The organism is Streptomyces sp. NBC_01537 (genome assembly GCF_045040445.1).
Taxonomy (GTDB): domain Bacteria; phylum Actinomycetota; class Actinomycetes; order Streptomycetales; family Streptomycetaceae; genus Actinacidiphila.
The window spans coordinates 915,148-940,517 of the sequence record NZ_CP109392.1 but is presented as its reverse complement, the minus strand read 5'-3'; the positions used below and the strand labels follow the sequence as shown (position 1 = coordinate 940,517).

Below are 25,370 nucleotides of genomic sequence, written 5' to 3'. Positions count from 1 at the left end.
GGCGGCCCCTCGATCTTCTCCGGTCTTCCCTTGCCTATTCGGTTCTTTTCAGGTTAATTCGGACTAGGTCTTAGGTATCGCTGGGGGTGAACCATGCAGTTCATCGACCGCACGGATGCCGGACAGCGGCTCGCGGTGCGCCTGCGGCATCTCGCTTCCGGACACCCCGTCGTCCTCGGCCTGCCGCGCGGCGGCGTACCGGTGGCCTATGAAGTGGCCAGGGCGCTGGACGCCCCGCTCGACATCGTCGTCGTGCGCAAGCTCGGCGTGCCGTATCACCGGGAGCTCGGCTTCGGGGCCATCGGGGAGGGCGGGGCGAGGGTCGTCAGTGACGACATCGTGCGCATGACGCATCTGGGCCGCCACGATCTCGAAGAGGTCGAGCACCGCGAGGAGGCGGAGCTCGCCCGGCAGGCGCACCGCTTCCGGGACGGCCGGCCGCGGACCGCTCTGCGCGGCCGCAATGTGATCGTGGTGGACGACGGGGTCGCCACCGGGGCCACAGCGCTGGCGGCGTGCCAGGTCGTACGGGCGCAGGGCGCGGCCCGGGTGGTGGTGGGCGTGCCGGTCGGGGCGCCGGACGCGGTCGCGGCGCTGCGGGTGGTGGCGGACGAGGTGGTGTGCCTGCACGCGCCGAGGTCGTTCTTCGCGGTGGGGGAGTGGTACGGGAATTTCACGCAGACCGGCGACGAGGAGGTGTCGGCGCTGCTCAAGCAGGCCGCCGTACGCCCGCCCCGGAGCGTGCGCACGGAGTACGCGGCGGGCGGCGTACGGCTGACCGGGGACCTGGCCCTGCCGGCCGGCGCCGAGGCCGTCGTGGCCTTCGCCCACGGCACCGGCAGCAGCCGGCACAGCCCCCGCAACCGGGCGGTGGCGGCCACCCTCAACGAGGCCGGCCTGGGCACCCTCCTGCTGGATCTGCTGACCCCCGAGGAGGAGGCCCACGGCGGCCGGGCCAAGGTCTTCGACATCGGCCTCCTCGCCCGGCGGCTCACCGACGTGACGCACGCGCTGCGCGACGCCGAAGGGCTTCCCGTCGGCTGCTTCGGGGCGAGCACCGGAGCGGCCGCCGCCCTGTGCGCGGCGGCGGACGCCGCCGGCGCGGGCGAGGAGATCACCGCCGTCGTCTCCCGCGGCGGCCGCCCCGACCTCGCCGGGGACCGGCTCGGCCGCGTACGGGCCCCCGTCCTGCTGATCGTCGGCGGGGCCGACACGGACGTGCTGGAGCTGAACCGGCGGGCCCAGGAGCAGCTGCGCTGCCCGAATCTGCTGCATGTCGTCCCCGGCGCCACCCACCTGTTCGAGGAGCCCGGCGCCCTGGACCAGGTGGCCCGCCTGGCCAGGGACTGGTTCCTGGGACACCCGCCGGACAGGCCCTAGGGGGTGTCCGGCGGCTGTTCTCCCTTAGCCGCTGGCGCGGCGCGGCCGCGGCGTCGCGTGCCCTGGCACCAGCGCTCGCGGCGTTGCCGACTGCGACATCAGCCGCTGGCGCGGCGGGCCGCTCCTCCACCCACGGAGATCCCCCGGACAGGCCCTGGCCGCCTTACCCTGATGGGAAGGGGTAGCCGACCCGGAGGTTCCCGATGAGCAGCAGCTCGGTAGCGATGCTGGACGCCCTCCCCGCCGACCACCGGCGTGTCTTCCTGGAACATGCGTCCAAGGTGACGTTCCCGCAGGGGTGGCGGATCTTCGACGAGGGCCGGTTCGCCGACAAGTTCTGGATCGTGCGGTCCGGAGCCGTCTCCCTCGACATGAACATCCCCGGCCGGGGGACCGTGAGCATGGAGACCCTGGGCCCCGGCGAACTGCTCGGCTGGTCCTGGCTCTTCGCCCCGTACCGCTGGCAGTTGGCCGGCCGGGCGCTCGGGACCGTCGACGCGTACGAGTTCAACGCCGCCGAGATCCGCGACCTGTGCAAGGAGCATCCCGCGCTGGGGCACGCGATCGTTCTCGCGGCAGCCGAGACCATCGCCCACCGGCTGAACTCCGCGCGCAACCGGATGATCGACATCTACGGCCCGCGCCTTCAGGAGCACGCGTAGGGCCCGGTCGCCATGGGGACGGCGGCCGGGCCCTGCGCCTTGCGGCTGAGCCCGGTCAGCCCAGGTTCGCCGGGGACGAGGTGCGGTGCTTGTTGTCCTTGAACACGTTGTTCTTGCCCTTGCGGTCCCAGAACAGGTCGTAGGGGCGGTTGCCGAGGGCCTCGTTGCCGACGACCCGGTTGTCGCGCGCGTCGGCGCCGCCGATGCTCTTGGTGGAGAAGACCGCGATGCCGCCCGAGGCGATCGAGGCCCCGGTCTTTCGGTTGCCGTCGGCCGTGTTGTGGGTCACCTTCACGTTGTGGACGCCTGCCAGGCCGATGCCGATGCCGGACAGCGGGGGCACGTCCTCCTCGGCGGCGCAGTGGCGCGAGTTGCCGTTGGCGCGGTTGTCGCGCAGGGTCATGTCGCCGCCGGCGATGGCGCCCTCGCCGGAGTTCACCGCCAGGATGCCGGCGCAGTTGCCGTCCGCGCGGTTGCCCGCGACGGTGACCCCGGTCGAGTCCCGGACCAGGACGCCGATGGCGTTGTTCCAGGCGTTGTTGTGGCCGACCCAGCCGCGGGCCTTGGGCGAGTCGCCCAGGTAGATGCCCGCCTCGCCGGAGCCGGTCGTGTCGTTGTCGGTGAGCCTGGTGTTCGTCCCGTGGAACGAGGTGACCCCGTACTCCTTGTTGCCGACGGCCTTGATGTGCCAGGCGCGGAAGTCGTCGGTGCCGAAGCCGACCACACCGCTGCCGCTGAAGCCGCGGACCTCGAAGCCCGTCACCTTCACATGCGCGACCGCGCGGACGACGTTGCCCTTCTTGTCCAGCCGGCCGATGACACAGATGCCGTTGCTGCCCTCGCAGGCGGTCTTGCGCGGCTTCTTCGGCTGTGTGAGGACCGTTCCGTTCTTCCCCCAGCCCGAACCCACCAGGGTCAGCGCCTTGGTCACGACGACGTTCTCGGCGTAGTGCCCGGGGCGTACCCGGATCGTGTCACCGGCGTGAGCGCGGTTCACCGCGTTCTGGATCGGGGTGCCCTTGCCGGGATTCACCACGAGCGTCGCGGGCCGGGGGTGCGGTTGTGCCTGCGCGGCGCCGGTGCCGCAGACGACGGGGCCTGCGACGAGCGCGCAGGCCAAGGCGATACGGGTGGGGTTGCCCACCATGCCAGCCTCCAGTGAGATCGACCGATTGGCCACTGCCTGTCATATCTCTCGGCTTTACCGATGAACGGCGACCGGCGTTCGACCGGCCCGGCGATTCAGCCTGCCGGGCTAACCGATGCGGTCGTCGTCGCCGGGGTGGAGGCCGGCGAGGTGGTCGGGGAGGGGGAGGGACTGGAGGAGGCCGGCGTGGGTGTGCGGGTGACCGTGTGCGTCGGAGCGGGCCCGGTGGTGGCCGCGGACCGTGCGCGGTCCTGGTCGCCGGTGGTCCCGGCCGGCCGGACGAACCAGGTGCGGGTCTGCGGGTCGTAGAGCACGAACGCCTTGAGCGGCTTGGACGCCGGAGCGACCGCGATGACCCGGGAGGCGTCGAAGGAGGACCACGAGGGCCCCGTGTACTTCTCCGGACCGTCGGCGGCGGGCGGGCGCAGCAGCGGGTTGCCGCACTCGCAGCGCACCCGGGGGCGGCCGTGCGGGGAGGCGAGGACGGCGGTGCCGGCCTGCAGGACGGAGGGGAAGGCCACGGCTTTTCCGTTGCGGTAGCCGTAGTTGGTCACACGCGTGTCGGCGCGCAGGAGAACAGGGGTGAGGGTGCGCACGTACGCGCCGATCCCGGCGGGCTTGATGCCCACGGCGCCGGCGAAGGCCCTGGCCTTCGCGGAGTCGGCGGTGAGAGCGGCGATGAGCCGTTCCACGTCGCAGCCGGACACCCCGCGATGACCTCCGTAGAGGCCGGGCACGGCACCGGAGACGGCGGGTGCGCCGAGCGTGCTCTCGGCGGGGGAGGTGCTTGCCGTGGGGGTCGGGGCGTCGGCGGGCAGGGAGTCCTGGGCGACCGAGGCGGTGAACGGGTTCAGGCCGTGTGCGTCGGCGGGCTGACGGACGATCTCCAGGGTGCCGGCGCTCTGCGTCGCGCCGCCACCACCACCGGAGCCGCCCTTGTCCCCGCCGCCCTGGACGGCCAGCGCCACGGCCACGCCGACTGCCGCCACGGTCACCGCGGCGAGCACGATCAGGCCCCGGCGGGAGCGCCACCAGGGGGTGCCCGCGGCGCGCCGCGGGGGCTCCGGTGGAGGCGGCGGCTCGGGGGACGGGCCGGAAAGAGGACCGGACGGCGGACCCGGCGGCGGGCCCGAGGGCGGAGTGGTCACCCTGCATTGTCTGTTCGGCGCCCCGTACACCCGCAAGCCGGGGCATTCCGGACGGGCGGTGCGGACGGGCGGTGCGGGCGGGCGCTGCTTAGCCTGAGCCCGTGAGCCACGACACGACCGCGCCCGCCCCCGCGACCGCCCCCGGCGTCCTGCGCGGCTGGCTGGACGCCATCGCCGTGGTCCTCGCCGCGCTGCTGGCGATGACGGTCGTGGCGGCACTGGGCCTGTGGCTGGCGGGCGCCTCGCAACTGCCGGGCTCGGCCTTCCCCCCGGTGGTCGCCGCGACCGTGGTCATGGCGGTGGGCGGGCGGATCGAGCTGAGCGGCGGGGCCGGGGTCATCGCCCAGTCGGAAGCGGCCATCAAGGTCGTCCCGCTGTCCGTGAGCCTGGTGGGCGCCCTGGTGGCGGCGGCCCTCTTCGTGCGGCCGCTGCGGTTCCACGCCGTCCTGTCCGGCGGCGAACTGCTGGGCCGCTTCGCCCGTACGGCGGTGCTCTGGCTGCTCGCACTGATCCCGGTCGTGCTCGCCGCCCGGCACACCTTCACGATCACCGTCGGGAACTCGCTGGCCGACCAGTTCGGCGAGCTCTTCGACGCGACCCCGAGCGTCGGCTTCCGGGCGGTGGTCCCGGCGACCATCGGGGCCGGCCTGGTATGGCTGCTGATCGTCCTGGCCCTGGCGGTCACGGTCTCCCGCAAGGCCCCCCTCCCGTCCAGGCTGCTGCACTTCGAGCCCTCGGTCCGGCCGGCCGCCCGGGTCATGGTCATGGTGCTGCTCGGCTACGTGATCATCGGGGTGGTCGGCGCCGTCGCGACCGCCGCCACCGGAACGGGCGACGCGGACGTGGGCAACCTCTTCGCCGTCGTACTCCTGGGGCTGCCGAATCTGTCCGGCCTGGCTTTCGGACTGGGGCTCGGGGCCACCTGGGAGGGCAGCCTCAAGGGCGGCCTCGGCCTGCCCATGCCCGAGGCGCTCGCGTCGGTGCTCCGGGCCTCCGGCGACGGACCCGTGCCGCTCGACCTGGCCTCCCTGTCGCGCTACGACGGCCGGGTCTGGCTGCTGCCGGTGCTCGCGGGCGTCGCACTGCTCACGGCGGGCTTCGTGAAGGCCCGGCACTCACCCGCGGGCGTCAGCCATCTGCGGCACTGCGCGCACCTGGCCGTGGCCATGGCGGTGACGATGCTGGCCATCGGGCTGCTCACCCGGATCCACGCCCAGTACGGCCTGAGCCTGTTCGGCGTCGGCGACGCCTCCGACGCCGGCGGCCTCGGCGGGACGGTGTCGCTGCGCTGCCGCCTGCTGACGGCCGTGCCGATCGCCGCCGGCTGGGGCGCGGTCGCGGGCTTCACCGGCAGCGTGCTCGCCTCATGGCTGGCGAAGGACCGGTAGCGCCCAGCGCGGCGGTTCCGGCGGCGCGGGCTGCGTCCGGGGGACCGGGGGGACCTGGGGGCCCTCGGCGGCATCGGCGGCTTCGGTGCCCTCGGCGGCCTCGGGCAGGACGGAGACCAACTGGGTGGGCGGGTGCTCCAGCACCGGCCGGGGGGCGGGCTCCTCGCGTACGCTCCAGGCCGTGCGCAGTGCGGCCACGAACTGCAGACAGGTGTCGTGCCGTTCCTCGGGGGACTTGGCCAGAGCCCGTGCCATGACCTCGTCCACGGCGGCCGGGAGCTCGGGCCGCAGCGGGGTCACCTGCGGGGGCTCGGAGTACAGATGGGCCCACAGCAGGGCCAGGTCGTCCTCGCGCCGGAAGGGCGGGGTGGCGGTCAGCAGCTCGAAGACGACACAGCCGAGGCTGTAGACGTCGCAGCGGCCGTCCACCGGGCGGCCGGAGATCTGCTCGGGCGCGACATAGTCCAGGGTGCCGACGAACTGGCCGACGGTCGTGAAGCCGGTCAGGGACAGGGACTTCTTCGTCAGCCCGAAGTCCGTGAGATAGACGTGCTCGGGATGATCTGCATCGGTACCTTCCGCCACGAGAATGTTTCCCGGCTTGACGTCCCGGTGCACCAGATCGTGCGAATGCGCCGCGTCCAGCGCCGAGGCCACCTGTACGGCGATGCGCCCGGCGGCGTCCAGCGGCAGCGGCCCCTCGCGGTCGATGAGCGCCCGCAGGTCGCGGCCCTGCACATACCGCATGGCGATGTAGAGGATGCCCTCGGTCTCCCCGGCCTCGAAGATCGGGACGATGTGCGGGTGGTCGATGGCGGCCGCGACCTCGGACTCATGCACGAAGCGCTTGCGGAAGATGTCATTGCGCGCCAGCTCGGGCGCGAGCACCTTGAGCGCCACCGTACGGCCCAGCCGCAGGTCCTTGGCCCGGTAGACCACAGCCATGCCGCCGCGCCCGATCTCGCTCTCGACGCGGTATCCGGCGATCTGCCGGCCCGCCATGCCGGTCGGCGCGGTCATGGCCGGGGCCGATCGATGAGCGTGCTCGGCTCGGTCGAGGGCGGTTCCACGGCCGCGTAGGTCGTCAGACGGGCCATCGAGGCCCCTTCGCAGTAGCACCAGCGTTCGCGCTCGGTGTCGAACAGCCAGATCGCCTCGCCGTCCACGACCGCGCCGATCCGTTCCCCCTGCGTACGCCGCTGGAAGGTCTCGCCGTCGATACGGCCCGCCGCCAGCTCCTCCGTGAGCTGCCGGTAGCGGCTCAGCGCCTGTTCGAGGCGGGCCAGCAGCGGCCGCGCGTCCGCCGTGTGCTCCGCCGGTCCCGGGGCGGCGGGCGGGCCCTGCGGGACGGTGACGAGCAGCCGTCCGTCGACCCACGCGGACCAGCCGTTGGAGCACACGATGTGGCCCCAGTCGCCCCGGCGGTCCAGCAGCTGTACGGGCAGCAGCGGATCGAGCCGCGCCGAGGGCCGGGCGTCACCGGGCGCGGCCCAGGCCGGCAGACCGGCGGCGGGGGCCACATGGGTGGGACGGAAATCCGGGGCTGTCATCGCATCGGCTCCTCGGCTCCTGGCCTCAACCGCGCATGATGGCGGGCTCGTGCCGGCGCAGCAGCTTGGCCACGACGAAGGCCAGCACCGCGCTGAGAACCAGCATCATCCCCATGTTGAGCAGCCACACCCCCGCCGAGTGCCGGAACAGCGGGTCGGCGGCCGCGTCCCCCGGCACGATCCGGTGCAGGTCGACCGTTCCGGCCATCGCGCCGAGCGCCCAGCGCGAGGGCACCAGCCAGGCGAACTGCTCAAGGCCGGGCACCCCGTTCAGCGGCAGCAGGGCACCGCAGAAGACCACCTGGACGATGGCGAGCAGCACCAGCAGCGGCATGGTGACCTCCTCCTTGCTCACCAGCGCCGAGACCAGCAGCCCCAGCATCATCGCGGTGAAGGAGAGCAGAGCCACCGCGAGCGCGATCTCCAACAGCGGCGGCAGGAAAACGCCGCTGCCGCCCTGAGGTCTGAGCTTGACGCCGATCAGGCCGGCCATCGTCAGAACGACCGCCTGGATGACGGTGATCACCCCGAGCACCACGATCTTCGAGCACAGATACGCGGACCTGGACAGCCCGACCGCCCGCTCCCGCCGGTAGATCACCCGCTCCTTGACGAGTTCGCGCACCGCGTTGGCCGCGCCCGTGAGCACCCCGCCGACGCACAGGATCAGCAGGACGTTGAGGGCGTTCTCGCCCGTGAGCTTCGATCCGGCCAGCGCGTGCGCCATCGCGCCCATGACGAACGGCAACGCGACCATGATGGCCAGGAAGGTCCGGTCGGCGGCCAGCGAGGCGCTGTAGCGGCGTACCAGCGTGCGCAGCTGAGCGCCCCAGCCCTGCGGCTTGGGCGGCTTGACGCCGCGCTGGGCCGAGTCGGGTGCGGGCCCGGGCAGTCCGTCCGCCGAGTCGATGTACTCGTGGTGCAGCTTCGAGGCCTCGTACTGGCCCGCCCAGTCGCGGTCCTGGTCGTTCTCGAAGGCCTCGAAGGCCTCTGGCCACTGCTCGAAGCCGAAGAAGGCCAGTGTGTCCTCGGGCGGCCCGTAGTAGGCCATCTGCCCGCCGGGTGCCATGACCAGCAGCCGGTCGCACACGTCGAGACTCAGCACGCTGTGGGTGACGACGACGACCGTGCGGCCGTCGTCGGCCAGGCCGCGCAGCATGTTCATCACCGAGCGGTCCATGCCCGGGTCCAGCCCCGAGGTCGGCTCGTCGAGGAACAGCAGCGAGGGCTTGGTCAGCAGCTCCAGCGCGACACTGACCCGCTTGCGCTGGCCGCCGGACAGACTGTGGATCGGCTGGTCCACCCTTGCGTCCAGGCCGAGTTCGCCGATCACCTCGTCCACCCGGGCCCGCCGCTCGGCCTTCGCGGTGTCGCCGGGGAAGCGCAGCTCGGCGGCGTAACCCAGCGCCCGGCGCACCGGGAGCTGGAGGTGCAGGATGTCGTCCTGCGGTACGAGACCGATGCGCTGACGCAGTTCGGCGTACTCGCGGTACATGTCCCGGCCGTCGTAGAGCACGGTGCCGTGGTCCGCCGGACGCAGCCCGGTGAGGGCGTTGAGGAGGGTGGACTTGCCGGAGCCGCTGGGGCCGACGACCCCCAGCAGGCACTTCTCGCCGACCGGGAAGGAGATGTGGTTCAGCAGGGTCTTGCGGCTGCCGTCGGAGCCCACCTCCACCGCCAGGTCCCTGACCTGGAGCGAGACCTCGCCGGTGTCGGTGAACTCCACCAGCTTGTCGCCCACCAGGCGGAAGACCGAGTGGCCGATGCCGACGATGTCGCCCGGGTGGATCGGGGCCCGGGTGACCGGCTGCCCGTTGAGGTACGTGCCGTTGTGGCTGCCGAGGTCGGCGATCTCGTAGCCGCCGCCGGGGGCCGCGCGCAGCTCGGCGTGGTGCCGGGAGACCAGCAGGTCGTCGACGACCACATCGCTGTCGGCGGCGCGGCCGATCCGCACCGTACGGGCGGGCAGCTGACGGATCGAGGTCGGCTGCCGGAAGGTCCCGGTCGGAACGGGCCCGGCCGGGATCGGTTCGGACAGGTTGGTTCCGTACGGACCGGTTCCGTGCGAACCGATTCCGCTCGAGGCCGGCTCGGGCTCGGCCGGGGGGATGCCGCTGAGCTTGGCCCACGGGCCGTCCGCCGGGTGCCCGAAGCGAATCAGGCTGCCGGGGCCCACGCCCCACTGGCGGACGCTCTTGCCGTCGGCGTACGTCCCGTTGGTGCTGCCGGCGTCCTCCAGGATCCAGCCGTTGACGTCCGACCGGAGCACCGCGTGGTGCCAGGACACCCGGGGGTCGTCGCAGACGATCTCGCTCAGCGGATCGCGTCCGACATGGTAGGTGCGCCCCGGGACGATGACCTGCGTACCGTCATCGGTCTCAAGGACAAGCTCGGGCGCGGAGGGCGCGAATTGCCGCTCACCCATGATCCACAGCGTACCGTCGGTACCCCGGTCCCGCCCGGCGAGCGGTTACCAGGCGGAGGGCGAGTAGTCCTTCAGGAAGCAGCCGAAGACGTCCTCACCGGCCTCGCCGCGCACGATCGGGTCGTAGACCCGGGCGGCGCCGTCGACGAGGTCCAGGGGGGCGTGGAAGCCCTCGGAGGCGAGCCGCATCTTGTCGGGGTGCGGGCGTTCGTCGGTGATCCAGCCGGTGTCGACCGCGGTCATCAGGATGCCGTCGTTCTCCAGCATCTCCTGCGCGCTGGTGCGCGTCAGCATGTTCAGCGCGGCCTTGGCCATGTTGGTGTGCGGGTGGCCGGGACCCTTGTAGCCGCGGCTGAACTGGCCCTCCATGGCGGAGACGTTCACCACGTACTTGCGGCGGGCGGCGGACGCGGCCATCGCCGGGCGCAGTCGGCTGACCAGCACGAACGGGGCGGTGACATTGCACAGCTGGACTTCGAGCAGCTCGACCGGATCGACCTCGTCGACCTTCTGGACCCAGGTGTTGACCGGGGCCAGGTCCGGCACCAGCCCGCCCGCGTCGATGGCGGTGCCCGCCTCGATCCGGGCGACCGTGGCCGAGCCCGTGGTCAGCGCCAGCGCGGTGACCTCCTCGGCGGTCAGGGCGTCACCGGCGCGCGGCCCGGGCAGCGTGGCCTGGGCGCCGCTGCCGAAGGTGCCGATGACCTCGGAAGCGGGCAGCTCCCCGGCGGGCAGCGGGGCCGACTCGGCGGCGACCAGCTCGGCGTAGGCCTGGGGGGAGCGGCGTACGGTCTGCGCGGCGTTGTTGATCAGGATGTCCAGCGGGCCCTCGGCGCTCACAGAGTCGGCCAGCGCGACGACCTGGGCCGGGTCGCGCAGGTCGATACCGACGATCTTGAGGCGGTGGATCCAGTCGGCGCTGTCCGGCATCGCCTTGAAGCGGCGGATCGCGTCGCTGGGGAAGCGGGTGGTGATGGTGGTGTGGGCGCCGTCGCGCAGCAGCCGCAGCGCGATGTACATGCCGATCTTCGCCCGGCCGCCGGTGAGCAGCGCCCGCCGGCCGGTCAGGTCGGTGCGGGCTTCACGCCTGGCGCGGTTGAAGTGCGCGCACTTCTGGCAGAGCTGGTGGTAGAAGGCGTCCACCTCGACATAGCGGGTCTTGCAGATGTAGCAGGACCGGGGGCGCTCCAGGACACCGGCGATCTCGGTGGTGACCGACGAGCTGGGCAGCAGGCCCTCGGTCTCGTCGTCGATCCGCTCGGCGGAACCGGTCGCGGTGGCCTCGGTGACCGCCTTGTCGTTGGCGGTCTTGGCGGCCCGGCGCTCCTGGCGGCGCCGCTGCTTCACCGTCCGGTAGATACCGGCGGTGGCGAGCCGGACCGTGATGGCGTCGGGGTGGTCGATCGGCAGCTCGTCGAGCTCCTTGAGCACGCTGAGGCACAGCTCCAGGCGCGCCGGGTCGATGCCTGCGCTGCCCGCGGCCTCCTGCTGGAAGTCCGTGGTGCTTTGGCCGTGGTCGATCGCCGTCATGCCCGCCGTCGTCTCTGGATCGTGTGTTCCTGTGCTTGCTTCCCGGCGGAACTCTACGTAGCCGACGACGCCCGGCCAAAATCTCACTCCAGCGGAGCCGTGGCCTCGCTCTCGTACTCGTAGTCCCATGGCTCGTCCGCGATGTGCTCGACGCGCTTGTAGTACGCGGCACTGTCGGGCCAGGCCTGGTGGACGCCCGCGTCCTGCACGGTGATCGCCATGGGGTCGTAGAGGATGCCCTCGGGCGGCTGCCCGACCGCTCCCACGACGATGCCCAGCGTGAGCCCGTCGCCGGGGCCTCCGTGGAGTCGGATCCTGTGGGTCATGGGGTCACCTCCGTCTCTCAATGATCGCTCGGACGGGTCGAACACGCAGTGAAGATCCCGGTGCAATTCGCGCTATGGGCGTTTTCGGGGATCCTGCCCGCCGACAGCGCGCGAAAGATCGGCTAATTTACGCATCCACGCTCCCATTCCCCCACAAGGAGCATGCGTGCAGGAGACCACCGTCCCAGCTCTGGCCACCACGCCCCTCGTGGGCGGGCTGGCCGACCCCGTATTCGAGAGCGCTTCCGAGGCGCCGGACCGGATCGTGCTGGGCCGCAAGACGGACGGCGAGTGGCGGGACGTGACCGCCGCCGGCTTCCGTGACGAGGTGATGGCGCTGGCCAGGGGCCTGCTCGCGGAAGGCATACGCTTCGGCGACCGGGTCGCCGTGATGTCCCGCACCCGTTACGAGTGGACACTGCTGGACTTCGCCCTGTGGACCGTCGGCGCCCAGCCGGTGCCGGTCTACCCGACCGCCTCCGCCGAGCAGCTCGGCTGGATCCTGCACGACAGCGGCGCCGTGGCCTGCGTCATCGAGGACGAGGACCACGCGATGACCCTCGGCTCGGTGCTCGGCGGCCCGGTCACCCTGGCCCATGTCTGGCAGCTGGACGCCGGAGCGGTCGCCGCGCTCACCGAGGCCGGGCAGCGGATCCCCGAGGAACTGGTGCACCGCCACCGGCTCGCGGTGACCCCGGACGCGGTGGCCACCGTGATCTACACCTCGGGCACCACCGGCCGCCCGCAGGGCTGCCTGCTCACCCACGCCAACTTCATGGCCGAGTGCGACAACCTCATCGCCGGCTGGCGCCCCATCTTCGAGCCCGGGAACGGCGAACAGCCCTCCACGCTGCTCTTCCTCCCGCTGGCGCATGTCTTCGGACGGATGGTCCAGGTCGCGTCGCTCAGAGCCGGAGTGCGCCTGGGCCACCAGCCCGACATGTCCGCCGCCGCCCTGCTGCCGGACCTGGCCTCGTTCCGGCCGACCTTCGTCCTCGGCGTCCCGTATGTCTTCGAACGGGTCTTCGGCGCGGCCCGCGCCAAGGCCGGGGCGGAAGGGCACCTTGCCATCTTCGACCGGGCGGTGGAGGTCGCCGTGCGCTTCTCCGAGGCCCGCGAACGGCGCGCCTTCGGCGAGGGCCCCGGGCCGGGCCCGGCGCTGCGGCTCAGCCACCGGTTCTACGACAGGCTCGTCTACGGCAAGGTCCGCGAGGCACTGGGCGGCCGGGTCCGCAACGCGGTGAGCGGCGGCTCCACGATGGGCCGGCGGCTCAGCCTGTTCTTCGACGGCGCCGGCGTGACCGTCTACGAGGGCTACGGCCTCACGGAGTCCACCTCGGCCGCCACCTGCAACCCGCCGGGAAAGGTCCGGCACGGCACGGTGGGCCGCCCGGTCCCGGGGACGGACATCCGGATCACCGAGGACGACGAGGTCCTGCTGCGCGGCGGCAGCGTCTTCGCCGGCTACCTGGGCGACACCGACGCCACCGCGGCGGCGCTGCGCGCCGGCTGGCTGCACACCGGCGACCTGGGCAGCCTCGACGAGGACGGCTATCTGACCATCACCGGCCGCAAGAAGGAACTCATCGTCACCGCCAGCGGCAAGAACCTCATCCCGGGGGTCCTGGAGGAGCGGGTCCGCGAACACCCGCTGGTCGAGCACTGCGTCGTCATAGGCAACGACCGGCCGTTCGTCGTGGCCCTCCTGACCCTGGACTCCGAGGCGGTCGCCCACTGGTTGCGGCTGCGGGGCAGACGCGGGCTGATCGACGCGGGCGAACTGGCGCGGGACCCCGACCTGGAGTCCGAGGTGCGGCGGGCGGTGAGCGCCGCCAACACCCAGGTCTCCAAGGCGGAGTCGATCCGCGCCTTCCGTATCCTGCCCTTCTCCTTCACCGAGGAGCGAGGCCTGCTCACCCCGTCGCGCAAGCTCAAGCGGCGGTCCATCGAGCAGGTCTGCTCCCCGGAGATCGAAGCCCTCTACGGAGGCTGAAGGAGAGTGAAGGGCTTTACGGCTTTACGGCTTGGGCAGTGTGCAGCCGCTCAGGGTCAGGTCGACCTGGTTGCCGGTGGTGAAGCACGCGGCGATCCCGTAGGTCTCCTCCGCGTAGTTGATGCCCTCGCGGACGGTGACCGTGCCGTCCTCGGAGACCTCGCACGGGTTGTCCTCGGTGCAGGTCTCGCCGTCCTCGTTGCCCGTGTTGTTGATCGCGACCACCTGGCCGGTGCTGGCGTCGATCACCGGCGAGCCCGAGGTGCCGCCGATGGTCTGGCAGGCGGAGGTGTACCGGACCGAGTCCTTCCAGGTCCAGTCACCCTCCTTCAGGCGGTAGACGAATCCGTCGATGTTGCACGAGTAGATGGTCTTCCAGTAGCCGGAGACCACCTTGATGGCGGTGCCCGCCACGGGGTGGGTGGTGGACAGAACGAGCGGCGAGATCCCGTACGTCGACAGGATCTGGGCGTACGTCCGGTTGAGCTGGTAGATCGACACGTCGGTGTCGGTCATGGTCGCGTACGCGAGCTTGGTGGCGCGCAGGGTGCCGACGCTCGTGCCCGTGGAGTTGAGCAGGCTGAAGGTGCGGGTGGACGAGGCGTTGACCAGGACCTCGCCCGGGTCCAGGAAGCCGCTGCTGAGGCAGTGGCCGTTGGACATGACCAGGGCCGGGTCGGTGGACGCGGAGCTGGGGAACTTGATGACCGAGCCGGAACAGTTGCTCAGCGCGACGGTGCCGGCGAAGTTCACCGTGGCCTTGAGCTGCGGGGCTGCCGCGGCCGTACGGCTCGTGGCCGAGGCGGGGGCGGCGGTGAAGCCCGCTATCGAGGCGACGCCCGCAAGAATGGCCGCGAGTACGCCGAAGAGAGGTTTGTTCATGTGGGGGGTCCTCTCGAGACCGAAGATCTTTCGGTTGTTGTCATGGACATTCTCATGACTCGAGAGGTGATCAGCAAGGGGGTCTGTGCATTGTCTGTGTGTGCGGCGTCTGTGCACACATGCCCGGGTGCGGGACACTGGTGGTGTCCCGCACCCGGGCATGCGTCAACCCGTCCTCCCTGTCTACGTTTTCGCCTTCGCGTACTCCGCCATGCCACCGGCGAAGTCGAAGACCATGACCTGCTCGTCGCCGAGGACCCAGGCGTCGTGCCCGGGCGGGACCACGAACACGTCACCCGGCCCGACGTCGGCCTCCTCGCCGTCGTCCATGCGGATGCGCAGATGCCCTTGGAGGACATAGCCGTTGTGGTGCGTCTGGCAGCTGTCGGTGCCGGCGATTTCGCGCAGCGACTCAGACCAGCGCCAGCCGGTGTCGAAGGTGGCGACGCCGAAGTTGAGCCCCGTGAGGTCGAGTACGTCGAGGTGACCACGGGGGAAGTCGCGGCGTTCGTCGGGCTTGCCGGTGTTCTTGACTTCGATCATGAAGGATCCGCTCCGTCCTGGTGTGAGTGACGGAATTATTCGCCTATTTCCATAATGCTCCTGTGGGGCGCAGCATGGACAGGTGGGATGCGTTCGCAAGGAGGTGCGGAAACCATGACCCAGTTCATGGATGTTCACCACGGGATGAAGGGCATCACCGCGGAAGGGCTCCTGGAGGCCCACCGGGCCGACCTCGCCGTTGAGGGCGAGGAAGGCGTTCACTTCGAGCGCGCCTGGGCGGACCCCGAGTCCGGGACGGTCTACTGCCTGTCCTCGGCCCCGTCGGCGGCGGCGGTCCAGCGAGTCCACGACAAGGCGGGACACCGCGCCGACGAGATCCATCCGGTGCCGGTCAGCGTCTAGTGCCTGTCCGGGGGCCCGTCAGCACGTGTTCCGGTGGGAGATGTCCAGCACGAAGCGCTCGGGGTTGTGCAGCCGCTTCGTGGTGTAGTCCGGCCTGCTGTTGAACGCGGCGCCGAAGGTGACGACACCCTCGAAGTCGCCGGTCAGCGCGAAGCCCTTGAGCTTCGGCAGATTCGGCCTGGTCAGACGCGGGCCCTTGTAGACGTTCCTGCCCGCGGCATTGTGGGCGGCCGCGGGGGAGAGCTTGATCTCCAGGAACCGTTTGCCCGCGAGCGGGACCTTCTTTCCGGAGGCGTCGTAGCGCAGGACGCTGACGCGTTTGACCGTGGTCGGCGGCAGGGAGCCCTTCACGTCGATGACGATGCGGTCGAAGGTGCAGTGCCCGGCGATCCGGGCGTTGGTGACCAGGGCCGTCGAGGGGGCGGCCGCGGCCGCGGGAGCGGCGGAGGCGGCGGTGGACGCGACGGCGCCGGCGATGAGCAGCGTGCTCGCGGCGGCTGCCGTGAGGCGGAGACGGGTGCGGGTGCGGGTGTGCATGGCGTGCCCCTTGTGAGCGTGGGGGACTTTCATCAGTCACTGTATGAGACATTTGACCGAGTCGTACGGTTGCACGCGTTATGCGATTGACGATTGGCGAATGGAACCCCATGTGCTGGAGCGCCACCGCGGATCTCGCCGCAGGTGGCGGCGTCGCGGCCGTGGGCGTGGTCTGCGTCGCGCATGTGCGCCGGGTTCCCGACCTGCCGCTCGCCGCGCTTCCGCTGCTGCTCGGCGCGCACCAGATGATCGAGTCGGTGGTGTGGCGCGACCCGTCCGGCGCGGGGTCCGCCCGCACCGCCTGGGCCGTCATCGCGCTTCCGCTGCTGCCGGTCCTGGTGCCGCTCGGTGTGCTGCTCGCTGTGCGTGCCCCCGTACGGCGACGCGTGGCGCCGCTGCTCGCGGTGGGCGTCGCGACCGCCGCGGGACTGGGCGCGGGACTCGCGTCCGAACCGGTCACCGCGCAGGTGCGGGGACACACATTGGGCTACGGGCTCGGCCTCCCGGGGGCGCCGCTGCTGATCGCCGGATATCTGCTGGCCACCGTGGGCTCGTTGCTGGTCAGCGGCGACCGCGTGCTGCGCCTGCTCGGGGTGGTCGTCGGGGTGGGGGCGGCGCTCTGCGCGGCGCTGTGGCGGCTGGAGTTCATCTCCACGTGGTGCGCCTTCGCAGCGGTCGTCAGCGTCATGCTGCTGTGGTGGGTGAGGGATAGAATGAGTGGACACATCCCGATATAGGAGGCCGTCATGCGCAAGGTCGTTGACTGCCGGGACCACCCGAGTGTCTCGGGCTGCACCCTCACCATCAGCGGTGAGGAAGAGGAAGTCGTACGCGCGGCGGCCGAGCACGCCGTCTCCGTACACGGCCACGAGGACAACGCGGAACTGCGCAGGATGATCCGCGAGGACCTCAAGGACGAGGTGCCGGCGCACGCCTGACCGCGCCGGCCAGAGCACGCCGGTCGGCGTGGGCGCCGGCCGGTATCTCCTGATCGACCGTCACCTCGGCGGTCAGTCCCCGGGTGGCCACCACCCGCCGCACGGACGCCAGCAGGGTGTCGTCCCCGACGAACGCGGGGGCGGTCGTCGGCTCCCCGCCCGCCAGGCGGTAGCGGATCGACACGGGGCGGACGGGCGCGCCCGCGTCCAGCGCCGCCTGGAACACGGCGGGCCGGAAACGGCCCTCCTCCCGGCCGCACCAGGTGCTGCCCTCCGGGAAGGCCACCACCGTCGCGCCGGTGCGTAGCGCCCCGGCGATCTCGGCGACCGTGTCCGGCAGCGACCTGATCCGCTCGCGGTCGATGAACAGTGTGCCGCCACGGACCGCGAACCGCCCGATCACCGGCCAGCCTGCCACCTCGCGCTTGGCCAGCATCCGGCCCGGGCAGACGGCGCCGACCAGTAGGATGTCCAGCCACGAGACATGGTTGGACACCACGAGTACGCCTTCCGGAGCGCGCGGCATCCGGGGCGCGATCACCCGCACCCCGAAGGCCGCCGCCACCGCCAGCATCCAGCGCCGGACCAGCGCGTCCCGCCGGGCCGGGCCGCACCACCGCCCGGCCGGCCGGTACAGCGCGAGCCCGGCGAGCAGCACGGCCAGCCCGGCCGCGTACCGCAGCAGCCGCCGCACCGGCCCCACCGACGGCGTCCCGCCGGCCACGCACGCCGCGGGGGTGCACGAGGCGACCGGCGACCACCAGGCGGCGGACATCAGGCTGCCGGGCCGGAGGGACCGAGGGCCCCGAGCGATCCGAAGTGCCGCAGATAGCGCGCGTCGGTCCGCTCCAGGGACAGCAGTACGAACAGGTCCGCCACCCCGAAGTCCGGGTCGTGCGCCGGCTCCCCGCACACCCACGCGCCCAGCCGCAGATATCCGCGCAGCAGCGCCGGCATTGGGGCCCGGGCGGCGCGCCGGATGCCCGCCGGATCCCACGGGCGGTGCGGGGTGACCCGGTACTCCTGCGGCGCCAGGTGCTTCGCCGACACCCGGTCCCACACCCCCGCCGCCGTCGCGCCGCCGTCGGCCAGCGGCACCGAGCAGCAGCCCGCGACCCAGCCGTGGCCCGTCCCGGCCAGATAGCGGACGATGCCGCCCCACATGAGCGCCACCACCGCCCCGTCCCGGTGCGCCGGGTGCACGCAGGAGCGGCCCACCTCGACGACGTCGTCCCGTATCCCGGCGAGGCGGCCGAGGTCGAACTCCGACTCCGAGTACGTCCGGCCCGCCCGGCGGGCGTTGGCCGGGGACAGCAGCCGGTAGGTGCCGACCACCATGCCGGTGCTGTCGTCCGTCACGAGCAGGTGGTCGCAGTACGCGTCCAGCGCGTCGATGTCCAGGCCGGGTACGGGCGTGTCGAGCACCGCGCCCATCTCCCCGGCGAACACCTGGTGGCGGAGGGACTGCGCGGCCCGCACCTCGGCCTCGTCCTTGGCGAGGCTGACCGAGTAGCTCGGGCGGTTGTGGGTGAGCAGTGGGCTGGCGAGGTCATGAGCAGCGGTCATGGCTGACTTCCCGTGGGGCGGGGTGACGGTGACACCCCTATGTCTTCCGCCACGCTCTTGCCTTGGCATGACCATCACGGATCGCGGAGATGTGCGCTCGCTGAAACCCCGGCTTCGGGGGTGCTTCGGGGGCTGCCGGGCTGCGTCAGCCGGGGAGGCTGCCGAGGCGGCCTTCGAGGAGCAGCAGGAGGTCGGCGAGGATGGCGGCGAGGTCCTGGCGGCGGTCGGCGGGGAGGCCGGACAGCAGGGCGGTCTCGTAGTCGAGCTGCTCGGGGAGGAGCCGGTCGACGAGTTCGCGGCCGGTGGGGGTGAGGGAGAGGTGGGAGACGCGGCGGTCGCGGCTGTCGGGGCGGCGGGAGACGAGGCCGCGCTGTTCGAGCTGCTTGATCCGTTTGGTGACGGCGGCGCCGGAGGCGAAGGTCTCGCGGGTGAGGCGGCCGGGCGTGAGCTCGCCGCCGACCCGGCTGAGGGCGCAGAGGATCTCGTACTCCGGGCGGGTCAGGCCCTCGCGGCCCAGCGGGGCGTCCGCGACCTGCTGGAGCAGGGAGGTGCAGCGGTTGAGCCGTCCGATGACGGCGACCGGGGCGAAGTCCAGGCCGGGGTGCTCCTGCTGCCATTGGCGCAGCACGGACGCGACGGCGTCCTCGGCGCCCGTGGCGCCTGCCGCCCCTGCGGCGTGTGCCGCGTCCTCCATGCGTCGATCCTTTCCCTTTCCCACGCTGCCCGCGAGTGCTTGATCGTACGCGCCATCACTGTGCGGGGCCCGGCGAGGCGGCCGGTGCGGCGGCCGGTGCGGCAGCCGGTGCGTACGGCACGGTCAGCGCGGCCAGCGTCCGGTGCCCGCGCCGCTCGGCGGCGGCGATCCGCTCCTGGGGGAGGGCGCCGCTCCACCACTCGCCGCCGGCGGTGTCGGCGGCCTCACGCAGCTCCAGCAGGGTGACGGCGAGCCGCTCCCTTGAGGGGACGGGAGCGGTGACGGCGGCGTCGACATGCGCAAGGGCGGTTTCGACCCGGCCGGCGGCGCGGCGGTTCGGGACGAGGAAGCAGACCAGCAGGCCGGCGGCGACGCCGACGCAGGTGTCGAGCCAGCGGTCGGTGATCAGCTGCCGGGCGGGTTCGGCGCCGGCGAACTGGACCATGATCATGGCCATCGGCGTCACGAAGACACTGCCCAGCCAGTAGTTCCGGGCGATGGTCGCCTCCGTGGCGAACTGGCAGGCCAGGGCAACGGCCACCAGGGCAGCCCGGCCCGTGCTGGTCAGCGGCACGAGCGTGGTGAACAGCAGCACCCCGAGGAGGTTGCCGAGGGCGCGCTGCAGGCCCCGGTGCCAGGACATCGTGGTGTTGGCGGCGAAGACCGAGGTGGCGGTGACCACGGCCCAGTACGGGCGGTCCACGCCCAGCGCCATCGACGCCCACCCCGCGAGCGCCCCGCCCAGCGCGACCCGCGCGGCGACCGGAAGCAGCGGCGAACCCGGCGCGAAGGCCCGCAGCGCGGTCCGCAGACCGGAGGCGGCCCGTGGTTCCGCGCCTGTGTTGGTGCCTGTGCCGGTCCTGGTCGGCTCGGCGGCTTCGTCGGCATGCGCAGGGCCGGGATCCGGCAGCGAACGCCCCTTGCGCAGGTCGTGCGCCCACTCGGAGAAGCGTTCGGCCTGGTCGTGGTGGGTGGCCGGGGCCGCGGCGGCGGATTCGGCGCGTACGAGGAGGAGCCCCAGGCCCGTGAGGTGATCGCCAGGGCCCGCCATCCGCAGGGAGTGCCGGGCGGCGTTGGCGGCGGCCGCGGCATCGTGACGGGAGGCGTTCGTGCGCAGCAGCCGGGCGGTGGCTTCCAGGGCGCGGGCCACGGCGATCCGCTCGGGGCCGTGCGGCCGTCCGAGGGCCGGGGCCATGCAGACCAGCCAGGCGATCGCACCGCCGAGCGCCCCGAGCGCGAGATGGGCCGGGAGGTCGGCGAGCCGCTGCGGCAGGAAGGCGGCACTGGCCGCCACGAAGGTGAAGATCACGTTGGCGGGCGGCCCGATGCGGGTCGCGTCGCACACCGTCTTGTGGACCGCCGCCAGCAGCGCGGCGACCGTGACCCGCACAGCGATGGAGTCGGTCAGCGCGGCCGTGCCCAGGGCGACGGCGGTGCTCAGCAGCATGCCGAGCACCACCCAGGCCAGCGTGCGGGCCCGGGCGGCGTACGGCTGCCCGTGCGCGTACAGGGCGCACAGGCCTCCGGCGGTGACGTAGAAGGCCAGGTCCAGACGGCCCGCGAGCAGCAGCGCCACCTCGGGGACGGCGAGCGTGATCACGACGCTGAGGGCGGGCTTGTGCCAGATGTCGGCGCCGGGGCGCAGGGCGAGCGCACCGCGCGCGGAGCGGGCGATCCTCAGGGCTTGCCCTGGGCCGCCCGCGCCGCCGCGGACCGCTGCTTCTCCTCCGGGCATCGTCTTCATACCTGGAAGGTTAGCAGATGTTTTACTTGTGAAGTAGTTTCTCTCACTCCTCCGGCGATGCCAGTGACAGCGCGAAGCGGCCCTCGCGGTCGGTCCACCAGTGCCGCAGGCGCAGCCCGGCGGCGGCCAGCTCGGCCCGCACACCCGCCTCGCGGAACTTCGCGGAGATCTCGGTGCGCATCTCCTCGCCCGGCGCGAAGTCGGCGGTCAGGTCGAGCGCGGGCACCTTGGCGGTCAGGTACCGGCGGGCGCGCAGCCGCATCTCGATCCATTCGTTGTCCCGGTCCCACAGGGCGACGTGGTCGAAGTCGGCGAGGTCGAAGTCGGCGCCCAGTTCGCGGTCGATGACGGCCAGGACGTTCTTGTTGAAGGCGGCGGTGACGCCCTGCGGGTCGTCGTACGCGGCAATGAGCGTGGCCTCGTCCTTGACCAGGTCGGTGCCGAGCAGAAACGTATCTTCAGGCGCCAGCATCCTCCGTACCGACGCAAGGAACGCCGCCCGCTCGACCGGCACCAGATTGCCGATCGTGCCGCCGAGGAAGGCCACCAGACGCGGTCCGGGGGCCGCCGGCAGGGTGAGGCCGCGCTGGAAGTCGGCGACCAGGGCGTGCACGGTGAGGCCGGGGTGGTCGGCGAGCAGCGCCGTTCCGGCCTGCGCAAGGGCGGATTCGCTGACGTCCACCGGGATGTACGTCAGCGGGCCGCCCAGCGCGCGCAGGGCGGCGATGAGCAGCCGGGTCTTCTCGGACGAGCCGGAACCGAGCTCCACGAGGGTGCGGGCCCGGGCGGCCTGCGCGATCTCGCCCGCGCGGTCCCGGAGGATCTCGCGCTCCGCCCGGGTCGGGTAGTACTCGGGCAGCCGGGTGATCTCCTCGAACAGCTCACTGCCGTGTGCGTCGTAGAACCACTTGGGCGGCAGCTCCTTGGGGTCGCGGGTCAGACCGTCGGCCACGTCCGCGCGCAGAGCGGCGGCCGTGTCGTCGGGGGCAAGGGTGCGGGTGAGATCGAACGGGCTCACAGGTGCGGCTCCTTGAGCGGGATGAGCAGGACTTCCGAGGTGTCCCCGGTCAGCAGATGCCGGTCGGGGACCTCGGTCCAGCGGGGGTCGTCGTCATGCGGCTCGGAGGCGACGACCAGGGAGCGGCCGGGGGCGGACAGAAACCACAGCGAGTCGCCCCAGGCGGTGGCGGCGATGGTGTGGCCGTCGGTGAGAAGGAAGTTGAGCCGGGACTCGGGGGTGAGGGAGGCCAGCCGGCCGGTCGTGTCGGCCAGCGCCTCGTCCGGACCGGCCCCCGCGCGCAGCTGGTGCAGGGCCAGCGCCCACGCGAGCGCGGAGTCGCAGCGGGCCTCCAGGGTGAGCAGCTCCGCCGCGGGGAGGGTTTCCGCCGCGTCCGCGACGGACCGCGGCCAGCCCAGGAGAGCCCCGTTGTGGCTGAACAGCCAGGGCCCGTAGGTGTACGGGGCCGCGGCGGACTCGTCGGGCGCGGAGCCTTCCGTGGTGTCCCGTACGGCTCCGAGCAGCGCGCCCGAGCGCACGACCCGGGTGACGTCCGCGAAGCTCGGGTCCGCCCAGACCGGGCCCGTGCGGCGGTAACGGGCCGGGACGGGGTCGCCGGGGGCGTACCAGCCGAGGCCGAAGCCGTCGGCGTTGACGGTGCCGTTGCGTTGGCGGCGGGGGGCCCAGGACTGGCGGTAGAGGGAGTGCGGGGGGTTGATGACGATGTCGCACAGCGCGACGGCGGGGCCGAGGTAGGCGAGGTGGCGGCACATCAGCGGGGCTCCGGCGGCCGGGTGGCGGGGTCCGGGTCCGCGTCACGCGCCGTCCTGAAGCCCGAGAAGATCTGGCGGCGGATCGGGTAGTCCCAGTTGCGGAAGGTGCCCCGGCAGGCGACGGGGCCGACACCGAAGGAGCCGCCGCGCAGGACCTTGTGGTCGGGGCCGAAGAAGACCTCCGAGTACTCCTTGTACGGGAAGGCGGCGAAGCCGGGGTAGGGGAGGAAGTCGGAGGCGGTCCACTCCCAGACGTCGCCGATGAGCTGGCGGACGCCGAGGGGGGAGGCACCGGCGGGGTAGGAGCCGACGGGGGCGGGGCTCAGGTGGCGCTGGCCGAGGTTGGCGTGCTTGGGGGTGGGGTCGGCGTCGCCCCAGGGGTAGCGGCGGGAGCGGCCGGTGGCGGGGTCGTGGCGGGCGGCCTTCTCCCACTCGGCCTCGGTGGGCAGGCGTCGGCCGGCCCAGCGGGCGTAGGCATCGGCCTCGTACCAGCTGACATGCAGGACGGGCTCGTCCGGCGGGACGGGCTCGGTGACACCGAAGCGGCGGCGCAGCCACAGCCCGCCCTCGTGGCGCCAGAACAGCGGGGCGTACAGGCCGTGTTCGCGCACATGGGCCCAGCCCGCCGCCGCCCACCACCGGGGGTCGTCGTAGCCGCCGTCCTCGATGAAGCGGATGTATGCGGCGTTGCCGACCGGGACCGTGTCGATGAAGTAGGCGCCTACCTCCCGTATGTGGCCCGGGCGTTCGTTGTCCAGCGACCATGGCTCGGCCGAGGTGCCCATGGTGAACGGGCCGCCGGGGACCAGGACTTCGGCGGGCAGGGCCGCCGCGTCGGAGGGAGCCGGGGGCGGGGCGGGGGCGGTGAGGGCGGCGGGGCCGCGGCGGAGCTGGTGGGTGATGAGCATGGTCTCGTCGTGCTGCTGCTCGTGCTGGGCGATCATCCCGAAGGCGAAGCCCGCGTCGGTCAGCGGGCTGCCGCCCTCCAGTCGCGCCCGCTCCAGGATGTCCAGGACCCGGCCGCGTACGTCGGCGGCGTAGGTGTGCGCCTCGGCGGGCGGCAGCAGGGGCAGGGCCGGGCGCTCGGAGCGCGGGTGCTCGAAGGCGTCGTAGATCGGGTCGATGTCGGGGCGCAGGGCCTCACGGCCGCCGACGGTGCGGAGCAGCCACTGCTCCTCCTGGTTGCCGATATGGGCCAGATCCCAGACCAGCGGGGACATCAGAGGGGAGTGCTGGGCGGTGAGTTCGCGGTCGTCGAGGCACGAAGTGAGGGCCCGGGTCCGGTCGCGTGCGGTGAGCAGGGCGTCGATGGCGCGCCGGCGGAGTGCTTCGGTGTCGAGAGCGGGTGCGGTCACTGATGGCTCTCCTCGCGTGCGTAGGCGTCGAGCGTGTCGTCGGCGGGACATCGGCCCCGCATGACATAGCGGTCGGTGAAGTCGGCGACGGCCGCCTGGAGCCCGGCGTCCGCGCCGAGCCGGGGCAGCGCCTCCAGGGCGGCGGCGAAGCAGGTCGCGGCCGTCGCCTGCAGCTCGGGATCGGTCAGCCCGAGCCGGGCGGCACGCCGCCAGAGCGGATTGCGCGGAGCGGGCCCGGGACCGGCCGAGTCGGCGAGCGGCTTGACGGCCCGGTACGCCACCTCGGAGGCGGCCGGGTCGTCGAACAGGGCCATGGTGACCGCCAGCGGGACGATCCAGCCGTCCTCACCGGACTGGGCGTCGATCATCCGCAGCTCCAGGTGCCCGTGCGGCCGGACCGGCGGGAAGAGCGTCGTGAGGTGGTACTCCAGGTCCGCCACGCCCGGCCGGCGCCGCCCCGGCACCGACCCGTCGGCGCGGATCCACTCGCGGAAGGTGAGCCCGGCGGGCGGCACGGCCCAGGGGCCCTCCTCGGCCCGTACGCACAGCACCGGCGCGTCCAGCGCGTACGACGCCCATGCGGCACGCGGGTCCGGCCCCGCCGCCGGGGCGTTGGTGCGGGCCACGTCGAGGTCCGCCCACACCGCCTGCCGGGTGGAACGCCAGCCGGTGGGCCGGCCCTCCCGGAGCGGCGAATTGGCGAACGCGGCGACAAGGACCGCTCCCAGCAGATGCGCGAGCAGCCAGCGTCTGGCGATGCTGAACGGCCCCGGCTCGTCCGTGCCCGCGTCCAGGCACACCTGTACGGAGGCCGAGCTGCCCATCATGACGCGGCCGGCCGTCCCCGTCCGGTCGAAGTAGGTCTCCATGGCGCGGTAACGGGGATGATCGAGCAACCGCCGCGGGGGCAGCCACGGGTCGAGGCCGTAGCCTGCGAGCCGCATCCCGCGCTCCCGCAGCAGACCCCGTACGGCGGCCAGCTCGGCGGATGCCGTCCCCACGCACTCGGTGAGGGAGCCCGCCGGGAGCGAGCTGAGCTCCAGCTGACCACCGGGTTCCTGGGTGAGCGGGGAACCGAGGGGGAGGTCGCGCAGCGCCGCTACGGCGGCGGTGAGCCGCTCCGGCTCGACCCGGCGGCCGGGGTCCAGCAGATCGTGCACGAACCATTCGAGTTCGACGCCCACACGGGCGGGCGGGCCGTTCTTGAAGCAGATGCCATGGATATGGGCCTGCGCCTCGTCCTCGGTGATCGGCTGCGGCGTCCGAGTCCGCTGTCCGCCGCCGCTTGCGCTCGGCATTCCGGGTCCTCCTGTCGAAGGCGGTATCCCTACCACCTAAGCCGTCCCGCGCCGGGTCCTCAAGAGCGCCTCGGACGAATACCGGGGGGACAGGAAGTGACGACTGCGGCGCCCGGGACCGCCGGCAGTGC

General features: G+C 72.4%; 25 protein-coding genes. 7 read left to right on the top strand and 18 right to left on the bottom strand.

Annotated features, from left to right (window positions below; genetic code table 11):
- The first annotated feature begins 93 nt into the window (after nucleotides 1–93).
- Both OG607_RS04640 and OG607_RS04635 read left to right on the top strand, forming a co-directional pair.
- On the top strand, nucleotides 94–1,380 hold the full coding sequence (locus tag OG607_RS04640; protein ID WP_405719099.1) for a phosphoribosyltransferase: 1,287 nt from the start codon (nucleotides 94–96) through the stop codon (nucleotides 1,378–1,380).
- A gap of 203 nt (nucleotides 1,381–1,583) precedes the next feature.
- Nucleotides 1,584–2,042 carry a Crp/Fnr family transcriptional regulator gene (locus OG607_RS04635; protein ID WP_405719096.1) on the top strand — a complete coding sequence of 153 codons (459 nt, stop codon included), beginning with the start codon at nucleotides 1,584–1,586 and terminating at the stop codon, nucleotides 2,040–2,042.
- 55 nt (nucleotides 2,043–2,097) lie between these two features.
- Here OG607_RS04635 and OG607_RS04630 read toward each other — a convergent pair whose 3' ends face one another.
- Together OG607_RS04630 and OG607_RS04625 are read right to left on the bottom strand one after the other, a co-directional pair.
- A complete protein-coding gene (locus OG607_RS04630; RefSeq protein WP_405719093.1) occupies nucleotides 2,098–3,189 on the bottom strand; it encodes a nitrous oxide reductase family maturation protein NosD in 1,092 nt (363 codons plus the stop codon).
- A 95-nt stretch (nucleotides 3,190–3,284) separates the two neighbouring features.
- Nucleotides 3,285–4,337 carry a DUF6777 domain-containing protein gene (locus OG607_RS04625; RefSeq protein ID WP_405719090.1) on the bottom strand — a complete coding sequence of 351 codons (1,053 nt, stop codon included), beginning with the start codon at nucleotides 4,335–4,337 and terminating at the stop codon, nucleotides 3,285–3,287.
- A 101-nt stretch (nucleotides 4,338–4,438) separates the two neighbouring features.
- On the opposite strand from OG607_RS04625, the gene OG607_RS04620 reads away from it, so the two are divergent.
- Complete coding sequence (locus tag OG607_RS04620; RefSeq protein WP_405719087.1) at nucleotides 4,439–5,725, top strand: streptophobe family protein; 1,287 nt, start codon at nucleotides 4,439–4,441, stop codon at nucleotides 5,723–5,725.
- Here OG607_RS04620 and OG607_RS04615 read toward each other — a convergent pair.
- From OG607_RS04615 to OG607_RS04595, 5 genes are all read right to left on the bottom strand, one after another.
- Nucleotides 5,702–6,745 carry a protein kinase domain-containing protein gene (locus OG607_RS04615; RefSeq protein ID WP_405719085.1) on the bottom strand — a complete coding sequence of 348 codons (1,044 nt, stop codon included), beginning with the start codon at nucleotides 6,743–6,745 and terminating at the stop codon, nucleotides 5,702–5,704. The genes OG607_RS04620 and OG607_RS04615 overlap by 24 nt on opposite strands.
- Nucleotides 6,742–7,275 carry a hypothetical protein gene (locus OG607_RS04610; protein ID WP_405719082.1) on the bottom strand — a complete coding sequence of 178 codons (534 nt, stop codon included), beginning with the start codon at nucleotides 7,273–7,275 and terminating at the stop codon, nucleotides 6,742–6,744. The genes OG607_RS04615 and OG607_RS04610 overlap by 4 nt, the downstream gene beginning before the upstream one ends.
- Before the next feature lie 25 nt (nucleotides 7,276–7,300).
- The gene (locus tag OG607_RS04605) at nucleotides 7,301–9,700 is read right to left on the bottom strand and encodes an FHA domain-containing protein (RefSeq protein ID WP_405719080.1); all 2,400 of its coding nucleotides are present in this window, start codon (nucleotides 9,698–9,700) and stop codon (nucleotides 7,301–7,303) included.
- A 45-nt stretch (nucleotides 9,701–9,745) separates the two neighbouring features.
- Nucleotides 9,746–11,230: an SDR family NAD(P)-dependent oxidoreductase gene (locus OG607_RS04600; protein ID WP_405719077.1), complete on the bottom strand. Its 1,485-nt coding sequence runs from the start codon at nucleotides 11,228–11,230 to the stop codon at nucleotides 9,746–9,748.
- An 83-nt stretch (nucleotides 11,231–11,313) separates the two neighbouring features.
- Entirely contained in the window at nucleotides 11,314–11,556 is a 243-nt protein-coding gene (locus tag OG607_RS04595; protein WP_329310376.1) for a hypothetical protein, read from the bottom strand.
- Between the two features lie 166 nt (nucleotides 11,557–11,722).
- Between OG607_RS04595 and OG607_RS04590 the strand changes: the two genes are divergently transcribed.
- Nucleotides 11,723–13,549 (top strand): AMP-dependent synthetase/ligase, encoded by a 1,827-nt coding sequence (locus OG607_RS04590; protein WP_405719075.1) that lies wholly within the window; start codon nucleotides 11,723–11,725, stop codon nucleotides 13,547–13,549.
- 24 nt (nucleotides 13,550–13,573) lie between these two features.
- On the opposite strand, the gene OG607_RS04585 is transcribed toward OG607_RS04590, so the two are convergent.
- On the bottom strand, nucleotides 13,574–14,431 hold the full coding sequence (locus OG607_RS04585; protein ID WP_405719073.1) for a serine protease: 858 nt from the start codon (nucleotides 14,429–14,431) through the stop codon (nucleotides 13,574–13,576).
- A gap of 183 nt (nucleotides 14,432–14,614) precedes the next feature.
- On the bottom strand, nucleotides 14,615–14,974 hold the full coding sequence (locus tag OG607_RS04580; RefSeq protein ID WP_405719071.1) for a cupin domain-containing protein: 360 nt from the start codon (nucleotides 14,972–14,974) through the stop codon (nucleotides 14,615–14,617).
- A gap of 114 nt (nucleotides 14,975–15,088) precedes the next feature.
- On the opposite strand from OG607_RS04580, the gene OG607_RS04575 reads away from it, so the two are divergent.
- Entirely contained in the window at nucleotides 15,089–15,337 is a 249-nt protein-coding gene (locus OG607_RS04575) for an SCO4226 family nickel-binding protein (RefSeq protein WP_405719069.1), read from the top strand.
- A gap of 18 nt (nucleotides 15,338–15,355) precedes the next feature.
- Here the strand turns inward: OG607_RS04575 and OG607_RS04570 are convergent, their stop codons facing one another.
- Nucleotides 15,356–15,874: a hypothetical protein gene (locus OG607_RS04570; protein ID WP_405719067.1), complete on the bottom strand. Its 519-nt coding sequence runs from the start codon at nucleotides 15,872–15,874 to the stop codon at nucleotides 15,356–15,358.
- A 110-nt stretch (nucleotides 15,875–15,984) separates the two neighbouring features.
- On the opposite strand from OG607_RS04570, the gene OG607_RS04565 reads away from it, so the two are divergent.
- Together OG607_RS04565 and OG607_RS04560 are read left to right on the top strand one after the other, a co-directional pair.
- Nucleotides 15,985–16,611, top strand: coding sequence for a DUF6629 family protein (locus tag OG607_RS04565; RefSeq protein WP_405736551.1), 627 nt, complete (start codon nucleotides 15,985–15,987; stop codon nucleotides 16,609–16,611).
- A gap of 9 nt (nucleotides 16,612–16,620) precedes the next feature.
- Entirely contained in the window at nucleotides 16,621–16,812 is a 192-nt protein-coding gene (locus OG607_RS04560; RefSeq protein ID WP_405719066.1) for a DUF1059 domain-containing protein, read from the top strand.
- Here the strand turns inward: OG607_RS04560 and OG607_RS04555 are convergent.
- From OG607_RS04555 to egtA, 8 genes are all read right to left on the bottom strand, one after another.
- Nucleotides 16,784–17,587 carry a lysophospholipid acyltransferase family protein gene (locus OG607_RS04555; RefSeq protein ID WP_405719063.1) on the bottom strand — a complete coding sequence of 268 codons (804 nt, stop codon included), beginning with the start codon at nucleotides 17,585–17,587 and terminating at the stop codon, nucleotides 16,784–16,786. The genes OG607_RS04560 and OG607_RS04555 overlap by 29 nt on opposite strands.
- Nucleotides 17,587–18,378: a GNAT family N-acetyltransferase gene (locus OG607_RS04550; protein WP_405719061.1), complete on the bottom strand. Its 792-nt coding sequence runs from the start codon at nucleotides 18,376–18,378 to the stop codon at nucleotides 17,587–17,589. Before OG607_RS04550 ends, OG607_RS04555 begins: the two co-directional genes overlap by 1 nt.
- 145 nt (nucleotides 18,379–18,523) lie before the next feature.
- Nucleotides 18,524–19,072 (bottom strand): MarR family winged helix-turn-helix transcriptional regulator, encoded by a 549-nt coding sequence (locus OG607_RS04545; RefSeq protein WP_405719059.1) that lies wholly within the window; start codon nucleotides 19,070–19,072, stop codon nucleotides 18,524–18,526.
- A gap of 55 nt (nucleotides 19,073–19,127) precedes the next feature.
- Nucleotides 19,128–20,816 (bottom strand): FUSC family protein, encoded by a 1,689-nt coding sequence (locus OG607_RS04540; protein WP_405719057.1) that lies wholly within the window; start codon nucleotides 20,814–20,816, stop codon nucleotides 19,128–19,130.
- A gap of 43 nt (nucleotides 20,817–20,859) precedes the next feature.
- Complete coding sequence (egtD, locus tag OG607_RS04535) at nucleotides 20,860–21,834, bottom strand: L-histidine N(alpha)-methyltransferase (RefSeq protein WP_405719055.1); 975 nt, start codon at nucleotides 21,832–21,834, stop codon at nucleotides 20,860–20,862.
- Entirely contained in the window at nucleotides 21,831–22,586 is a 756-nt protein-coding gene (gene egtC, locus OG607_RS04530; RefSeq protein WP_405719053.1) for an ergothioneine biosynthesis protein EgtC, read from the bottom strand. Before egtC ends, egtD begins: the two co-directional genes overlap by 4 nt.
- A complete protein-coding gene (gene egtB, locus OG607_RS04525) occupies nucleotides 22,586–23,941 on the bottom strand; it encodes an ergothioneine biosynthesis protein EgtB (RefSeq protein WP_405719050.1) in 1,356 nt (451 codons plus the stop codon). Before egtB ends, egtC begins: the two co-directional genes overlap by 1 nt.
- The gene (gene egtA, locus OG607_RS04520) at nucleotides 23,938–25,239 is read right to left on the bottom strand and encodes an ergothioneine biosynthesis glutamate--cysteine ligase EgtA (protein WP_405719047.1); all 1,302 of its coding nucleotides are present in this window, start codon (nucleotides 25,237–25,239) and stop codon (nucleotides 23,938–23,940) included. The genes egtB and egtA overlap by 4 nt, the downstream gene beginning before the upstream one ends.
- Nucleotides 25,240–25,370: the final 131 nt, after the last annotated feature.

Coding starts and splice junctions, on each gene's coding strand:
- OG607_RS04630 (WP_405719093.1), bottom strand. CDS start 3,189: ATGGTGGGCAACCCCACCCGTATCGCCTTGGCCTGCGCGCTCGTCGCA.
- OG607_RS04555 (WP_405719063.1), bottom strand. CDS start 17,587: ATGTCCGCCGCCTGGTGGTCGCCGGTCGCCTCGTGCACCCCCGCGGCG.
- OG607_RS04540 (WP_405719057.1), bottom strand. CDS start 20,816: ATGAAGACGATGCCCGGAGGAGAAGCAGCGGTCCGCGGCGGCGCGGGC.
- OG607_RS04575 (WP_405719069.1), top strand. CDS start 15,089: ATGACCCAGTTCATGGATGTTCACCACGGGATGAAGGGCATCACCGCG.
- OG607_RS04560 (WP_405719066.1), top strand. CDS start 16,621: ATGCGCAAGGTCGTTGACTGCCGGGACCACCCGAGTGTCTCGGGCTGC.
- OG607_RS04565 (WP_405736551.1), top strand. CDS start 15,985: ATGTGCTGGAGCGCCACCGCGGATCTCGCCGCAGGTGGCGGCGTCGCG.
- OG607_RS04570 (WP_405719067.1), bottom strand. CDS start 15,874: ATGCACACCCGCACCCGCACCCGTCTCCGCCTCACGGCAGCCGCCGCG.
- OG607_RS04640 (WP_405719099.1), top strand. CDS start 94: ATGCAGTTCATCGACCGCACGGATGCCGGACAGCGGCTCGCGGTGCGC.
- OG607_RS04580 (WP_405719071.1), bottom strand. CDS start 14,974: ATGATCGAAGTCAAGAACACCGGCAAGCCCGACGAACGCCGCGACTTC.
- OG607_RS04595 (WP_329310376.1), bottom strand. CDS start 11,556: ATGACCCACAGGATCCGACTCCACGGAGGCCCCGGCGACGGGCTCACG.
- OG607_RS04545 (WP_405719059.1), bottom strand. CDS start 19,072: ATGGAGGACGCGGCACACGCCGCAGGGGCGGCAGGCGCCACGGGCGCC.
- OG607_RS04585 (WP_405719073.1), bottom strand. CDS start 14,431: ATGAACAAACCTCTCTTCGGCGTACTCGCGGCCATTCTTGCGGGCGTC.
- OG607_RS04600 (WP_405719077.1), bottom strand. CDS start 11,230: ATGACGGCGATCGACCACGGCCAAAGCACCACGGACTTCCAGCAGGAG.
- OG607_RS04635 (WP_405719096.1), top strand. CDS start 1,584: ATGAGCAGCAGCTCGGTAGCGATGCTGGACGCCCTCCCCGCCGACCAC.
- egtA (WP_405719047.1), bottom strand. CDS start 25,239: ATGCCGAGCGCAAGCGGCGGCGGACAGCGGACTCGGACGCCGCAGCCG.
- OG607_RS04615 (WP_405719085.1), bottom strand. CDS start 6,745: ATGACCGCGCCGACCGGCATGGCGGGCCGGCAGATCGCCGGATACCGC.
- OG607_RS04610 (WP_405719082.1), bottom strand. CDS start 7,275: ATGACAGCCCCGGATTTCCGTCCCACCCATGTGGCCCCCGCCGCCGGT.
- egtC (WP_405719053.1), bottom strand. CDS start 22,586: ATGTGCCGCCACCTCGCCTACCTCGGCCCCGCCGTCGCGCTGTGCGAC.
- OG607_RS04605 (WP_405719080.1), bottom strand. CDS start 9,700: ATGGGTGAGCGGCAATTCGCGCCCTCCGCGCCCGAGCTTGTCCTTGAG.
- OG607_RS04550 (WP_405719061.1), bottom strand. CDS start 18,378: ATGACCGCTGCTCATGACCTCGCCAGCCCACTGCTCACCCACAACCGC.